At 62.5% G+C, this 15190-nt stretch carries 14 protein-coding genes; 11 read left to right on the forward strand and 3 right to left on the reverse strand.

Annotation, left to right across the window (positions count from 1 at the left end):
- Positions 1-21: 21 nt before the first annotated feature.
- The 4 genes from AC0L3O_RS31185 to AC0L3O_RS31200 all read left to right on the forward strand — a co-directional run bounded on the left by AC0L3O_RS31185 (position 22) and on the right by AC0L3O_RS31200 (position 5067).
- Positions 22-1230 (forward strand): acetyl-CoA C-acetyltransferase, encoded by a 1209-nt coding sequence (locus AC0L3O_RS31185; protein WP_023802169.1) that lies wholly within the window; start codon positions 22-24, stop codon positions 1228-1230.
- 14 nt (positions 1231-1244) lie between these two features.
- On the forward strand, positions 1245-3464 hold the full coding sequence (locus AC0L3O_RS31190) for a 3-hydroxyacyl-CoA dehydrogenase NAD-binding domain-containing protein (RefSeq protein ID WP_473617549.1): 2220 nt from the start codon (positions 1245-1247) through the stop codon (positions 3462-3464).
- A gap of 82 nt (positions 3465-3546) precedes the next feature.
- A complete protein-coding gene (locus tag AC0L3O_RS31195; RefSeq protein ID WP_128170882.1) occupies positions 3547-4197 on the forward strand; it encodes a S24 family peptidase in 651 nt (216 codons plus the stop codon).
- 9 nt (positions 4198-4206) lie between these two features.
- A complete protein-coding gene (locus tag AC0L3O_RS31200; RefSeq protein WP_473617550.1) occupies positions 4207-5067 on the forward strand; it encodes a thermonuclease family protein in 861 nt (286 codons plus the stop codon).
- Here AC0L3O_RS31200 and AC0L3O_RS31205 read toward each other — a convergent pair.
- Positions 5030-6679 (reverse strand): lysine--tRNA ligase, encoded by a 1650-nt coding sequence (locus AC0L3O_RS31205; protein WP_473617551.1) that lies wholly within the window; start codon positions 6677-6679, stop codon positions 5030-5032. The genes AC0L3O_RS31200 and AC0L3O_RS31205 overlap by 38 nt on opposite strands.
- Before the next feature lie 169 nt (positions 6680-6848).
- Here AC0L3O_RS31205 and AC0L3O_RS31210 point away from each other — a divergent pair, with 169 nt between their 5' ends.
- On the forward strand, positions 6849-7259 hold the full coding sequence (locus AC0L3O_RS31210) for a tellurite resistance TerB family protein (protein ID WP_027155168.1): 411 nt from the start codon (positions 6849-6851) through the stop codon (positions 7257-7259).
- 40 nt (positions 7260-7299) lie between these two features.
- On the opposite strand, the gene AC0L3O_RS31215 is transcribed toward AC0L3O_RS31210, so the two are convergent.
- Positions 7300-8118, reverse strand: a complete 819-nt coding sequence (locus AC0L3O_RS31215) for a transporter substrate-binding domain-containing protein (protein WP_473617556.1) — start codon at positions 8116-8118, stop codon at positions 7300-7302.
- A 291-nt stretch (positions 8119-8409) separates the two neighbouring features.
- Here AC0L3O_RS31215 and AC0L3O_RS31220 point away from each other — a divergent pair, with 291 nt between their 5' ends.
- The 3 genes from AC0L3O_RS31220 (at position 8410) to AC0L3O_RS31230 (ending at position 10642) form a co-directional block, all read left to right on the forward strand.
- Positions 8410-9144 carry a helix-turn-helix transcriptional regulator gene (locus AC0L3O_RS31220; protein ID WP_023802176.1) on the forward strand — a complete coding sequence of 245 codons (735 nt, stop codon included), beginning with the start codon at positions 8410-8412 and terminating at the stop codon, positions 9142-9144.
- 97 nt (positions 9145-9241) lie between these two features.
- Positions 9242-9880, forward strand: coding sequence for an acyl-homoserine-lactone synthase (locus AC0L3O_RS31225; protein ID WP_027155170.1), 639 nt, complete (start codon positions 9242-9244; stop codon positions 9878-9880).
- 15 nt (positions 9881-9895) lie between these two features.
- Positions 9896-10642 carry an enoyl-CoA hydratase-related protein gene (locus AC0L3O_RS31230; protein ID WP_084646899.1) on the forward strand — a complete coding sequence of 249 codons (747 nt, stop codon included), beginning with the start codon at positions 9896-9898 and terminating at the stop codon, positions 10640-10642.
- A 71-nt stretch (positions 10643-10713) separates the two neighbouring features.
- On the opposite strand, the gene ppk2 is transcribed toward AC0L3O_RS31230, so the two are convergent.
- Positions 10714-11622 carry a polyphosphate kinase 2 gene (gene ppk2, locus AC0L3O_RS31235; protein WP_473617553.1) on the reverse strand — a complete coding sequence of 303 codons (909 nt, stop codon included), beginning with the start codon at positions 11620-11622 and terminating at the stop codon, positions 10714-10716.
- 193 nt (positions 11623-11815) lie between these two features.
- On the opposite strand from ppk2, the gene AC0L3O_RS31240 reads away from it, so the two are divergent.
- The 3 genes from AC0L3O_RS31240 to AC0L3O_RS31250 all read left to right on the forward strand — a co-directional run bounded on the left by AC0L3O_RS31240 (position 11816) and on the right by AC0L3O_RS31250 (position 15111).
- A complete protein-coding gene (locus tag AC0L3O_RS31240) occupies positions 11816-13084 on the forward strand; it encodes a sensor histidine kinase (RefSeq protein WP_473617554.1) in 1269 nt (422 codons plus the stop codon).
- Between the two features lie 202 nt (positions 13085-13286).
- Positions 13287-14012: a phosphate signaling complex protein PhoU gene (gene phoU, locus AC0L3O_RS31245; protein ID WP_027155174.1), complete on the forward strand. Its 726-nt coding sequence runs from the start codon at positions 13287-13289 to the stop codon at positions 14010-14012.
- A gap of 91 nt (positions 14013-14103) precedes the next feature.
- Complete coding sequence (locus AC0L3O_RS31250) at positions 14104-15111, forward strand: magnesium and cobalt transport protein CorA (protein ID WP_023802182.1); 1008 nt, start codon at positions 14104-14106, stop codon at positions 15109-15111.
- The last annotated feature ends 79 nt before the right edge of the window (positions 15112-15190 follow it).

Consider the following 15190-nt stretch of genomic DNA (forward strand, 5'->3'; position numbering starts at 1 on the left):
AGCAAACCAAGGAGCAGGAAAATGGCCGAAGCTTATGTCTATGACGCCGTGCGCACGCCGCGCGGCAGGGGCAAGAAGGATGGCTCGCTGCACGAGGTGCCGGCGGTGCGGCTCGGCGCCAAGGTGCTCGAGGCGATCCGTGACCGCAATGGGCTGGACACCGGCGCCGTCGACGACATCATCTTCGGCTGCGTCGATCCGGTCGGCGAGGCGGGTTCTGTCATTCCGCGCGCCGCCGCCTTCGAGGCCGGTTACGACACGAAAGCGCCCGGCATGCAGATCTCGCGTTTCTGCGCCTCTGGCCTGGACGCCATCAATTTCGGCGCCGCCAAGATCGCGCAGGGCGCCGACGAGATCGTCATCGCCGGCGGCGTCGAATCGATGTCGCGTGTCGGCATGGGCGCATCCGGCGGCGCCTGGTTCATGGACCCCTCGGTCGGCCTGCCGGGCTGGTTTGTGCCGCAAGGCATCTCGGCCGATCTGATCGCCACGAAGTACGGCTTTTCGCGCGACGACGTTGACGCCTATGCGGTCGAAAGCCAGAAGCGCGCCGCCAAAGCCTGGGGCGAAGGCCGCTTCAAGAATTCGGTGATCTCGATCAAGGACCAGAATGGCCTGACCATCCTCGACCACGATGAGCACATGCGGCCTTCGACCGATATGCAATCGCTGGCGGCCCTCAACCCGTCTTTCGTCATGCCCGGCGAAATGGGCGGCTTCGATGCCGTCGCGGTGCAGAAGCATCCCGAGGTGGAGGAGGTCAATCACGTCCACCACGCCGGCAATTCGTCCGGCATCGTCGACGGCGCGGCGGCCGTTCTGCTCGGCTCGAAGAAGGCTGGAAAGTCGCTCGACCTGAAGCCGCGCGCTCGCATCCGTGCATTCGCCAATATCGGTTCGGAGCCGGTGCTGATGCTGACCGGTCCGGTCGACGTGACCGAGAAGCTGCTGAAGCGTGCCAGGATGAAGCTGTCGGACATTGATCTGTTCGAGCTCAACGAGGCGTTCGCCTCGGTGGTGCTGCGCTACATGCAGGCTTTCGACATTTCGCACGACAGGATCAACGTCAATGGCGGCGCCATCGCAATGGGCCATCCGCTCGGCGCAACCGGTGCGATGATTTTCGGAACGGTGCTGGACGAACTGGAGCGCCGGGACCTGAACACCGCGCTGGTGACGCTCTGCATCGGCGCCGGCATGGGCACCGCAACGATCATCGAACGCGTCTGACGGGAGAGAGACCGATGAGCTACACCAACTTCACCCTCGACATCGACGCCGATGGCATCGCGCTGGTCACCTGGGACATGCCCGACCGCTCGATGAACGTCTTCACCGAAGAGGCGATGCTGGAGCTGAACGCCATCGTCGACAAGGTGGCGAGCGACGCGTCGATAAAGGGGGCGGTGATCACCTCCGGCAAGGACACGTTCTCCGGCGGTGCCGACATCACCATGCTGCAGAAGATGCTGTCGAAGTTCGCAGCCGATAAAGCCAAGGACCTGGATAAGGCGACCAAGGCATTGTTCGACAATGCCGGCTACATGACCGGCTTGTTCCGCAAGCTGGAGACCTCAGGCAAGCCGTGGGTATCGGCGATCAACGGCACCTGCATGGGCGGTGCGTTCGAGCTGTCGCTCGCTTGCCATGGCCGTGTCGCGGCCGATTCCGACAAGGTCAAGATGGCGCTCCCCGAAGTGAAGATCGGCATCTTCCCGGGTGCCGGCGGCACTCAGCGCGTGCCGCGGCTGACCGACCAGCAGCAGGCGCTGCAGATGCTGACTTCTGGCCAGACGCTGTCGCCGCAGAAGGCCAGGTCGATGGGCCTGATCCATGAGATTGCCGAACCGACGAAGTTGGTCGAAACCGCCAAAGCCATGATCAAAAATGGCTTGAAGCCAGTGGCGCCGTGGGACGAGAAGGGCTTCAAGCTGCCCGGCGGCCCGGTCTATTCGGTGGCCGGCGCCAATCTGTGGCCACCTGCAATCGCCATCCTGCGTCGCGAGACCTATGGCAACTATCCGGCCGCCGCGGCCATCCTGAAATGCGTCTATGAAGGCTTGCTGGTGCCGTTCGACACCGGCTTGCGCATCGAGCAGCGTTATTTCACCGAAATCATGCAGACCAGAGAAGCGGCGGCGATGATCCGCTCGCTGTTCGTGTCGCTGCAGGAACTGAACCAGGGCGCGCGTCGTCCGGCCGGCGTGCCGGAAACCAAGTTCAAGAAGATCGGCGTGCTCGGCGCCGGTTTCATGGGCGCCGGCATCGCCTATGTCACGGCCAAGGCCGGCCTTCCGGTGGTGCTGCTCGACCGCGACATGGACGCTGCCGCCAAGGGCAAGGCGCATTCGGACAGCCTCATCTCGGATCAGGTCGGGAAGGGCCGCGCCAAGCCGGAGGACAAGGACAGGCTGCTGTCGCTGATCACGCCGACGGCGGACTATGCCGACCTCGCAGGTTGCGACCTGGTGGTCGAGGCGGTATTCGAGGATTCGGGCGTCAAGAAAGACGCCACCGAAAAGGCGGAGGCCGTGCTGAAGGCGTCGGCGATCTTCGCGTCGAACACGTCCACCATCCCGATCACGTCGCTGGCGAAGAATTCGGCGCGGCCGAAGAATTTCATCGGCATCCATTTCTTCTCGCCGGTCGACAAGATGATGCTGGTCGAAATTATTCTGGGCAAGAAGACGGGCGACAAGGCGCTGGCCACCGCGATCGACTTCGTCCGCGCCATCAAGAAGACGCCGATCGTCGTCAACGACACGCGCGGCTTCTACGTCAACCGTTGCGTGCTGCGCTACATGTCGGAAGCCTACAAGATGCTCATCGAGGGCGTTCCGGCGCCGATGATCGAGAATGCGGCGAAGGCCGCCGGCATGCCGGTCGGCCCCTTGGCGCTGACGGATGAAACGGCGATCGACCTCGCGCAGAAGATCATGAAGCAGACCATGCGCGATCTCGGCGACAAGGCGGTCGACCCGAAGCAGATGACGCTGATCAACACGCTGGTCGACACGCATGGCCGCTTCGGCCGCAAGAACGGCAAGGGTTTCTACGACTATCCGCAAAAGCCTGCCAAGAAGAAGCTGTGGCCGGGCCTGAAGGATCTCTATCGGCAGTTGCCGCCTGAAAAGGTCGACTATGAGGAACTGAAGCAGCGGCTCCTGGTCATCATCGCGTTGGAGGCGGCCCGGGTGATGGAGGAGGGCATCGTCACCGATCCGCGCGAGGCCGATGTCGGCTCGATTCTCGCCTTCGGCTTCGCGCCCTTTACCGGCGGCGTGCTGTCCTACATCGACGGCATCGGCGCAAAAAAATTCGTCAAGATCGCCAAGGGTCTTCAGAAGAAGTACGGCGCCGAGTTCAAAGCGCCGAAGCTCCTGCTCGACATGGCAGAGAAGGGTGAGACTTTCTACGAACGCTTCGATCCCTATGCCAGGAGCGAGGCCAAGAAGGCGGCGTGACGCCGCCTTCGGTGGTGGACAAAATCACGGCCACCGGTTAGAACGGAGAAGGTATTTTTTCCTGTTCGGAAGGAGAGCAAAAGTGCTCTCGCATGACCGCGTATGGGCCGCCATCGATGCTCTCGCCGAGCGCTATTCGCTCTCGGCCTCGGGGCTGGCGAAACGCGCGGGCCTCGATTCGACCGCCTTCAACAAGTCGAAGCGGCTGTCCTCGGATGGGCGGCCGCGCTGGCCGTCGACCGAGTCGCTGGCCAAGATCATCGAGGCGACCGGCGCCTCGCTCGACGAATTCACCGGACTGGTCGAAGGCCGGGGCAAGACCGTTCCCGGATCTCTGCCGGCACAGACGTCTTCGGTGCCGCTGCTCGGCTTCGCCCAGGCCGGCGCCGGCGGCTTTTTCGACGATGCCGGCTTTCCCGTGGGCCAGGGCTGGGACCTGATCGAGCTTCCGGCACGGGCGACCGAAACCTCCTATGCGCTGCAGGTCCAGGGCGATTCCATGCTGCCGCTCTACCGCAACGGTGACGTGCTGATCGTCGAGCCGGGCGCCGCCACCCGCAAGGGCGATCGCGTCGTCGTCAAGACCTATGCCGGCGAGGTAATGGCCAAGGTGCTGGACCGTCAGACGGCGAAGTCGATCATGCTGGTCTCGCTCAATCCCGATCACCCGGATCGCGACATCCCGATGCGCGATGTCGAATGGGTGGCGCGGATTGTCTGGGCAAGCCAGTAGGGGCCGCCGGTGCGTCCGCTTCATGCCGCCGCCGCGGTGTTGACGATCCTGGCAATGGGGGCTGCGATTGCCGCAGGTGGCCGCGCCGTGCTGCAGGACGAAAATGGGCGCGTCGCGGCTCGGGCGCAGGCCGGCATCGCGGCGCAATCCCGAGCGCCTGCTGCATCAGCAAATCCGCGACCCAAGGCGGCGAGCCCAGAGGCGCATTCCAGGGCGATCGATCCCGAAGTCGTCGCGCCGCCGCAGCTTCAGCCGCAAGAGCTTGAACGGGTCGAGCCGCGCGCGCCGCTGAGTGAGTTGGCGCTGGCCGGACCGCCCAAGCCGCCCAAAACGAAAATGCCCGACGACTGGAACGGGACAAAACTGTTCCAGCCGGTTGCATTGGCCGCCGGTGTGATCGAGGCCAAGGGCTACTCCGTCGCGATTTCCGGCGTCGACATCGTCAGGCAGGACGAAACTTGCACCGACGGCGGCAAGTCGTGGACGTGTGGCACCCGGGCGCGAACGGCGTTCCGTGCCTTCCTGCGCGGTCGGGCGGTGGTCTGCACGGTGCCACCCGAGGGCGGCCGCGACCTGATCACCGCCGATTGCCGCGTCGGCAACCGGGATGTCGGCCAGTGGTTGATCGAAAACGGCTGGGCGCGCGCCGCCAAGGGTGGCCCTTATGTCGAGATCGGCGAGAAGGCCCGTATGGCGAGGAAGGGCATTTTCGGGCCGGCGCCCAGTCTCTCCGGCCTGCCTCCGGCGCCAGCCCCTTTTGCGGCCACAGCCCAGCCGACGCAGCCGATTCTCGATCCGTCGGCGACGGCTACGCCGACATCCGAGACGACTGCTACGCCGCCAACTGACCGGCCAGCGCCTTCTGAATGAGCGCGCGGGTTTCTGCGATGCCGTAGAGCGCGGCGAAGGAACCGAAGCGCGGGCCGCGCTCTTGTCCGATCAAAATCTGGTAGATCATCTGGAAGAAGGCGACGGAGACGCCCGGCCCGCCTTCCGGGCTTTGCTTCGAATGGTCCTGATAGCGTTCGATCTTGCGCGCGACGTTGAGCGCGGCATTCTGGATCGCCTCGCCATCGGCATCTGGCGGCAATGCGGCGAGCGCTTCGGACAGTTTCGTCAGCGCCTCGCGCTCGACCGGGTCGGCGGCCCGGTACACCTTGGCCGGCTTCACGAAATCGTCGAAATAGCGGATCGCATATTCGGCCAGCCGGTCGAGCTCGGGATGGGTCTTCGGCGTCACGCCTGACGTGTGGCGCAAAATGAACCCCCACAGCACGTCCTTGTTCTGGGCGTTCGAGGCACTGACCAGATTGAGCAGCAGCGCGAACGACACCGGCAGGTCGACGACAGGCGGGTTACCGTCATGCATGTGCCAGACGGGATTTCCCAGCCGCTCCTTCCACTCCTGCCGGCGATAGGCGGACAGAAAGGCGTAATACTCGTCCACCGCCTTCGGAATGACGTCGAAATAGAGCTTCTTGGCCTGCCGCGGCCGCTGGTACATATAGAGCTCGAGGCTTTCTGTCGGCGCGTAGGTCAGCCACTCGTCTATTGTCAGTCCGTTGCCCTTCGACTTCGAAATCTTCTGGCCGTTCTCGTCGAGGAACAGCTCATAGACGAAATGCTCGGGCGCGCGCCCGCCCAGGATATTGCAGATACGGTCGTAGATCACCGCATTCGTCTGGTGGTCTTTGCCGAACATTTCGAAATCGACGCCGAGCGCCGCCCAGCGCATGCCGAAATCCGGCTTCCACTGCAGCTTCACCCTGCCGCCGGTTATAGGCAGCGTGGTTTCGGTGCCGTCATCGTCGAAGGTGATAGTGCCGGCCTTGGCGTCGACATGCTTCATGGGGACGTAAAGCACGCGGCCGCTTTTGGGGGAAATCGGCAAGAACGGACTGTAGGTCGCCTGACGCTCCTCTCCGAGCGTCGGCAGCATCACGTCCATAATCTTATCGAAACGTTCGGCAGCGCGCAGCAGAACGTCGTCGAAACGGCCAGCCCTGTAGTATTCCGTCGCGCTGGCGAACTCGTAGTCGAAGCCGAACGTGTCCAGGAAACGGCAAAGCATTGCGTTGTTGTGGTCTGCGAAGCTCGCATAGTCGCCGCCGAAAGGATTGGGGACGGACGAGAGCGGCTTGTGCAGGTGCGGCTCGAGTGCGGCGCGATCGGGGACGTTGTCCGGAATCTTGCGCATGCCGTCCATGTCGTCGGAAAAGCACAAGATCTTGGTCTTGACCGTGTCCCGGGTGAGGACGCGGAAGGCGTGGCGCACCATCGAAGTGCGTGCGACTTCGCCGAAAGTACCGATGTGCGGCAGCCCCGACGGACCGTAGCCGGTCTCAAACAGGACAGTCTCGGGAAAGTCAGCCCCTTTGTAGCGCGCGACGATCTTCCTGGCTTCCTCGAACGGCCACGCCTTGCTTTCGGCCGCTGCCGCAAGCACCTCGGGATTGAGATCGATGATGTTTGATCCCGCCATGTCAGTGTTTTCCAAACTATTCGCCGGCATCGCCGCAAGAAGGGGCCGGATGATTTTTTTCAACCGGTCTCTAGGCGTGCCTGCCTTGGGCGTCAACGATCGCGGCGCTTTTTCCTTGCGACGTCGGTGCCGCGTTCCTAACTTCGGAGCCCGTTTGAGGAGTTGTTACATGCCATTGCCGCCGCACGAAGCCCTGATCCATCTGATGGTAATAACCTCCGCGTCCGATCGCGACATGACCGATGTCGAATTGGCGCGGATCGGCGACGTCGTCCGCTCATGGCCGGTGTTCGAGGATTTCGACCACGACCGGCTGGTCGGCGTCGCCCAGGACTGCCAGAAGCTGCTGCACGAAAAGGACGGGTTGGAAGGCGTTTTGGCGCACGTCGCTGAAGCACTGCCCGAGCGCCTGCTTGACACGGCCTATGCCGCAGCCTTCGAGGTTGCGGCGGTCGACCTCGAAATGCGCCTGGAGGAGGTGAGGGTGCTGCAGCTTATTCGTCGCCAGCTCGATCTCGACACGCTCACCGTCGCCGCTATCGCCCGTGCTGCCAAGGCTCGCCTGCGCACGCTGACTTGATCCAGACCCCAACGGATCAGAAAAAGCTGACCGGGCCGGATCAGAAAAAACTGACCGGGAAATAGCGCAGATAGAATTCGGCGAAGATGCCCTTCACCGAAATCTCCTGCAGTGCGTAGTCGAACGCTACGGCCAGCGCTGGATCGTTGGCCCTGGTGGCGATGGCCATACCCGACCCCAGATATTCGGGCGCCAGATAGGGACCGCCGGCAAAGCGGCAGCAGGCTGCGGCATTCGAACTGCCCAGCCAGAAGGCGAAGCGCATGCCGTCGCCGAAGCCGGCGTCGACCTTGCCGGCCTTGAGACCATCGTAGAGCGCTTCCAGCTGCGCGAAAGGAACGACCTGGACTGTGCCGAAATAATCGCGCAGCATCCGCTCATGCGCGGAGCCTGCGACCACGCCGACGCGCTTGCCACGCAGTCTGTCGAAGATAGACTCCGTGAGCGCCTTTGCCTTCGGCATGATGAAGCGCGCCGGAAACTGCAGGTAGGAACGCGAGAAGGCATATTTTGACCGCGACTCCGGCGTGGCGGCAATGCCGGCAATGATCGCTTCCCCTTCGCCCTTCTGCAGTGCCCCTTCGAGCTCGGCCCAAGGCAGCGCCTGGATCTGGCATTTTTCGGCGATGCCGAGCTCGGCGCAGATCGCGCGCGCCAGATCGACATGGAAGCCGGACAAGCGGCCCGCTCCGTCGAGGAAGTTGAACGGCGGGAAATCGGTGGTGGTCAGGAATCTCAGACGCGGCAGCGCGGACAGGTCAGGCTTCGGCAGCCGCTCCTTGGCATCCCACAGCACCGGCACTTGCGGCTCCGCGGCACGCGCTCCCGTGAGCCACGCTGCCCCCGTCATTGCCAGCATCAAGACGATGGTCATCCACCGAATCGTCACGATCGAGCTCCGCCCTGTCCTGTCCAATGTGGCTTTTGGTACGAAAATGCCACAGGCACAACGGTTTTTGATTTCATCACGCCGATTTAGGGCTATGCTTCAGCGAGCTTGCAAACATGTGTGGCGGTCGGCTGGAGGGTAGCCGCAAGCCGCTGCAAACTGAGGGGAGCAGGTTTGTAATCCGGGGTCGAGGGCAAAGTGCGGGTCAAGCACTGGGCCGTTGATCTCAACGCGGGAAGGCAACATGGGGTAGATGTTGCAATGGGCCACTTCGATCGCACACTGGAATTCATAGATCAGCTGCAGCACGCCGATACGGCGGCCGCGGTCTGCGAAAAGCTGCTTGGCATAACCTCGGAGTTCGGCCTGACGGCGCTGATGGCCGGAACGGTTCCGCAGCCGGGCACGCCAAGAGGCCAGCAAAAGGACCATGTGCTGCTTTGCGAGTGGCCGGGAGAATGGCTGGAGCGCTATGTGGCGCGCAACTATGTCGACCATGACCCCGTCGTCAGCCACATGAAGCAGCTGCAGGCGCCGTTCCAGTGGCGGGAAGCGTCCCAGAGCATCCGCATCGACAAGAGCAGCGGCGAAGTGATGGGCGACGCCGGCGAATTCAAGCTGCGCGACGGATTGGCCTTCCCGCTGATCACGCTCGATGGCCAGATCGTCATGGTGTCGCTGGGTGGCGAGGCCGTCGAATTGTCGGGCGCCGATTTTGGGCTGGTGTCGCTGGTGGCGACCTATGCGATTGGCCGCGCCATGCAGATCCACACGATGGCGGCCAAGACCCTCGACCACCACGTCGAACTGACGCCGCGTGAGCGCGAATGCATGCAATGGGCCGCCGTCGGCAAGTCCGAATGGGAGATTTCACAGATTCTCGGCATTTCGGAACACACATCAGAGAAACACCTTCTTAACGCCAAAAGCAAACTCGGTGCCGTCAACCGGGTGCAGGCGGTCGCGGAAGCGATAAGGCGCGGCTATATTAGCTAGCTCGGCCGTGCCGGCCTAGAAATTCTTGCCTACGTGATCGCGTAATTTCCTCGGGACAGCCCGGCCGTATCTTCCTATTGAACCTAGGAGACGGCAGATGCTTTTTTCCCTTACAACACAGGAACTTATGGAACGTCCCGACCTTTGGGAGGCCGTTCATCGCTTACGCTACAAGATTTTCGTCGAGGAGATGGGGTGGACCGATCTGCAGCGCCCCGACGGCCTTGAGATCGATCAGTTCGACCATGACGAGGCGGTGCATCAGCTCGTCATCCGCAATGGCGAGCTCGCCGGTTATCAGCGGATGTTGCCGACAACGCGTGCGCATCTTCTGACCGAGGTGCTGGCGGACCTCTTTGAAGGCACGCCGCCATCCGGGCCGAACGTCTGGGAACTGACCCGCTATGCGGTCGCGCCGGGCTTTCGTGACGGCAAGCGCGGCGTCTCGACGGTCGGCACCGAGCTCATTGCCGGCTTCGTCGAGTGGGGGCTGAAGCGGAATGTCAACCAGGTGATCATCGAGTTCGAACCGATGTGGGTCCTGCGGGCGCTGCAGTTGCACTTCCTGGCGAAGCCGCTTGGCTACCAGCGCACCTATGGCAACCAGCAGGTCGTCGCCACACTGCTCACCTTCAACGAGCACACGCTTGAGGTGGTGCGGTCGCGTCGCAGTCATTTCGCGCCGGTTCTGGCCAGGGGATATCCCGACAGGCTCGGAATGAGGCAGGCCTCGTGAGAATTGGAGACAGCCATGAACATCCACCCGCAAACAGAGTTCCGCAATCATTCGCTGATCGTCACGGTGTCGTCGGATGACGGCCGGCCGGTGCTGGACGGGCGAGCCTATGAAAGCCTGGCCAGGATCTTCCACGAAGCTGCAATCGACGATGATGTGCGCGTCGTGGTGCTGCGCGGCCTCGCCGGCTGCTTCTGCCTCGGCGGCGATTTCTCCGAGTTCCTCGACGCCACCAAGCATCAACGGTTGATCGCTGCCGTCACCGACATGTTCCGCACGTTGGCGACGTTCCCCAAACCGGTCCTTGCCTGTGTCGACGGCGACGCCGTCGGTGTCGGCTGCACCATCCTGTTCCATTGCGACATGGTGATCGCATCTGACGAAAGCACGTTCCGGGTGCCGTTCGTCGATTTCGGCCTCGTGCCGGACGCGGCGACCAGCATCCTGGCGCCGCAGAAACTCGGTTATGCCGGCGCTTTCCGCTTCTTCTGCCTGGGCGACACGCTCAGTGCCGCGGACGCCAGGATGCTGGGCCTGGTCACGGAGATCGTGGTCGGCGACGTCGAGGAAGCCGCACTTGGCAGAGCCAGGCAACTCGCCAAGAAGCCGGTTGCCGCACTGCTGCAGACGCGCGACCTGCTCAAGGGCGACACAGGCGCACTCTGCGATCGCATCGACCAGGAGATTTCGCTATTTCAGCAGGCTTTGCAGGACGATACCACACTGCGGCGGCTGCAGCGGATTGCCCGGCTGGCGGCATGAGATGTCATTCGGCAGAATGACAAAAATATCCGGAATCGTGCCGCGCGTCCTTGGGGGCGCGCGGCAGCGCTTCAGGCCTGTCTTCCCAGGAACGAAGGCCCTTCCCCGATGATTTTCTTGTCTTCCTTGCCGATGGCGTCGAGATCGCGGCCGTCATAGGGAAGCGACAACAGGATGCGCCGGATGATGGCAAGTCGCGCGCGCCGCTTGTCGTTGGCCTGGATGATGATCCAGGGCGCGAATTCCTTATGGGTGCGTTCGAACATGAGATCGCGCGCCTTGGTGTAATCGTCCCATTTGGCGATGCCGGCAATATCGATCGGCGAGAATTTCCAGTTCTTCAAAGGACTCCAGCGGCGATCGTGAAACCGCTCAAGCTGTGTTTCCCGACCGATGTTCAGCCAGAATTTGAAGAAATGGATGCCCTCGTTGCAGATCATCCGTTCAAAATACGGCGTCTCGTCCAGGAATCTCTGATGCTGCTCCGGCGTGCAGAAGCCCATGACCGGCTCGACGCCGGCTCGATTGTACCAGGAGCGGTCGAAGGTGACGAACTCGCCGGATGTCGGAAAGTGCGCGACATAGCGCTGGAAATACCATTGCCCGATTTCGGTTGGGCTAGGCTTGGTCAGCGCCACGTTGCGCGCTGTCCTGGGGTTCATGTACTGGCGCAGCGCGAAGATTGTGCCGCCCTTGCCGGCGGCATCGCGTCCTTCGAACAGCGACATCACCCGCTTGCCCGTCGATTGCAGCCATGCCTGCGCCTTGACCAACTCGATCTGCAGCCGCTCGAGCGTCTCGTCATACTCGTCGCTTTTCATTTTCTTGTCGTAGGGGTAGCCGCCGGCGGTCAGCTTGTTGTCCTCGATCCAGTCCGGAAGCTTGGGATCCTCGATGTCGAACTCGAACTCCTTGCCGTTGATCCGGATGTTTTGCGGACCCGGAACAGGCGCGGCGGCATCTTCCTTGGGGTTTTTCATCGAGACCAACCTTTCCAGCTTCCGGACTTATGCTATTGGGAGCCTTACTGCATCGGCCCGAAAATCGGAATCGATTTTCGAAAGGAACGATGCAGCAGATTAGTGATAGCGCCGGTCAGCGGGAAGTTTCCAACCTGCCGGTCGGGGTGGGGACGGAGGCATAGTGCGCGCGAATGGCTGACAGTAGCTGACAATGGCTGATATGGGCGGCGCAGAACAGCGAACCACGGCGCAAGCCGTCGTCACCCGGTTGTGGAACAGCCGCTGGCTGCTTGCGACCGGCATCGTCGCGATCTTGACGGTCTATGGTTTCGCAGACATGTCCTTCCATGTTGTGCTGCTGGCATGTGCTGTGCTGCTGCTCGCCGCCGCGATGCTGCCGGCCGGCGTAGCGCGCCAATCCGCGGAGGATGCCGCGGCGATCGAGGCAGGCGGGCTGCAACAGCTGTCGGGAGAATATCTGGCGGCTGCCGTTGCCGATCCGCTGATCATCTTCGATCGCGCCGCGACGATTGTCCATGCCAACGCCGCCGCCTTCGCCGCCTTCGGCGGCATTGCACCGGGCATGTCGCTGTCGCTGAAATTCCGCGCGCCCGAGATGCAGGCCCTGCTGGACAGTATCCTGTCAGGCGCCGCTTCGGACGTCGTCGAATATACCGAAAAGCTGCCGGTCGAACGGGCCTATCGCGTGAGTGCATCTTCGGTCGGCCACGGCACCGACCTCTATGTGCTGGTCTTCAAGGACCAGAGCGAGGCGCGCCGGATCGACCGGATGCGGGCCGACTTCATCGCCAATGCCAGCCATGAGTTGCGAACTCCGCTCGCCTCGATTTCCGGTTTCATCGAGACGCTGCGCGGCCCGGCCCGCAACGACCCGGCGGCGCGCGAGCAGTTCCTGCAGATCATGCACAACCAGACCGGCCGCATGGCGCGCCTGATCGACGACCTGCTGTCGCTGTCGCGGCTGGAGATGAAACCCTATCTGAAGCCGGGAACCGAGGTCGATCTCCGCCAGACCCTCGACAGCGTCATCGATTCGCTGGGTCCGCTTGCGCGGGAAAACGGCGTTGCCATCGAGCGGGATTTCGCGAAAGGACCACTCAATGTGCCGGGGGATCGCGATGAACTTTTCCAGGTTTTCGAAAATCTGCTGGAAAACGCCTGCAAATACGGACAGTCGGGTGGACGTGTCGTGGTGACGATTGCCCACAGCGATGACGGTCCCGAACCGGGCATCGACGTCACCATCCGGGACTTTGGCCCCGGCATTCCCGAGGAGCACATCCCGCGCATCACCGAACGTTTCTACCGCGTCGACGTCGAAAACAGCCGGACCCAGAAGGGCACCGGCCTTGGCCTGTCCATCGTCAAGCATATCCTGACGCGCCACAACGCCAGGCTGTCGATCAAGTCGGAGGTCGGCAACGGCGCAGCTTTCACGGTGCATTTGCCGGCGCACTGACACCTCACTATCTAAGCACGAGCCGGCCCGAGTACCGGAAGACTTTAGGACCGCCGGATGCGTGGATACAGGACTTTAGAGCCTCCTCTGTGGCCTAGTGGACGCACGTCGCTCTAACGCTTTCTTTTTTCTGTCATCCGGCTAGCGTATCAGCGGGGATTCGAGGAACGACTCGGACCAGAAGACCCGGGAAGGCATCTCCATGCAGTCCGTGCACATCGTCAGCGCCTATGACGAGGAGCTGAAATATCTGTCGAAGCGCATTGCCGCGATGGGCGGGCATGCCGAACGCATGGTCGAACAGGCGATTGCGGCCCTGGTCAACGCCGACCCTGGCCTTGCCCAGAAGGTCATCCGCGACGATGCCGTTCTGGACCAGGGGCAGCGCGAGATCGACGACAAGGCGATCATCATCATCGCCAAGCGCCAGCCGATGGCGACGGATTTGCGCGAGATCGTCGGCGCGATCCGCATCTCGGCGGATCTCGAGCGGGTCGGCGACCTCGGCAAGAATGTCGCCAAGCGCGTGGTTGCCGTCATAGAAGGGCGCCAGCCGACCAGCCTGTTCCGCGGCATCGCGGCCTTAGCCGACCTGGCGTTGACGCAGCTCAAGGAAGTGCTCGACGTCTACGCGTCGCGCTCGGTGGAAAAGATCGGCTTCGTGCGTGACCGCGACGATCAGATCGACGCCGTGTACACCTCGCTGTTTCGCGAGTTGCTGACCTACATGATGGAAGATCCGCGCAACATCACGCCCTGCACGCACCTGCTGTTCTGCGCCAAGAACATCGAGCGGATCGGCGACCACGCCACCAATATCGCCGAGACGATCTACTACATCGTCACCGGCGACCAGATGCCGGCCGAGCGGCCGAAGGGCGACAAGACAGACAAGATTGTGCTTCCCGCAACGCTACCGGCGAAGTGAACGGCTGCCTCTCGAACCCATTGCTGATTTAGGCTAAGCTTTACCGAACGTTCCTGATCCTGACCCGAGGCCATGCCTCCAGGAGGTAGCGATGGAAACCGTTCGGAACCTGACGCCGGCCCCGCCGACATCGGCCATCGTCGCTTCCAGCGTCTATACCGCCGGCCGGCGTGTCGCCGACATTCCGATCGAGGAAGCCGGCGAATGGGCCAAGAAGCCAGGTCATGTCGTCTGGATCGGCCTGCTGGAGCCGGACCGCGACCTGTTGCTTCGTGTCCAGGCGCAATTCCACCTGCACGATCTGGCGATCGAGGACGCCGAGCATCCGCATCAGCGGCCGAAGATCGAGCAATATGGCGATGCGTTGTTCATCGTTGCCCGCACGGCTCAACTGATCGACAGGCGCGTCACCTTCGGCGAGACGCATCTGTTCGTCGGCGCCGGCTACATCGTCAGCGTCAGGCACGGTCCGTCGACTTCTTATGCCGCCGTTCGCCAGCATTGGGAAAGCTGCCCGCATTCGCTAGCCAAAGGCGAGGATTTCGTCCTCTATGCCATTCTCGATTTCATCGTCGACAACTACATGCCGGTGCTCGAGCAGATCGAGGACGAGGTCGAGGCGATCGAGGACAGGGTTCTGCTGAAGCCGATGACCGGCTCCGACATAGAGCGGCTCTACATGCTGCGCCGCGATCTCTTGCGCCTGCGCAACGCCGCGCTGCCGCTGGTGGAAGTCTGCCGCCGGTTGACCAGCGCCGACCTGCCGCAGATCCATGCGGCCATGCACCCGCTGTTCCGCGACGTCACCGACCACATCCGCACCGTCCAGGAGAAGATCGACAGCTTGCGGGAGGTGCTCGCATTTGCCTTCGAGGCGAGCCTCCTGGTTGGCCAGAGCCAGGAAACGGCGATCACCAAGAAGCTCGCCTCATGGGCTGCAATCCTGGCGGTGCCGACGGCGCTCGCAGGCATCTACGGCATGAACTTCAACGACATGCCGGAACTTAGGATGGAATATGGCTACCCGGTCGTTCTGGGAGCGATTATTTTGGTCTGCTCGGTTCTCTACTGGCGCTTCCGCAAGAGCGGCTGGCTGTGAAGAGTAGGGCAGTAGGGCAGTAGGGCAGTAGGGCAGTAGGGCAGTAGGGCAGTAGGGCAGTAGGGCAGTAGGGCAGTAG

The sequence above is a fragment of the Mesorhizobium sp. WSM4810 genome (genome assembly GCF_055811235.1).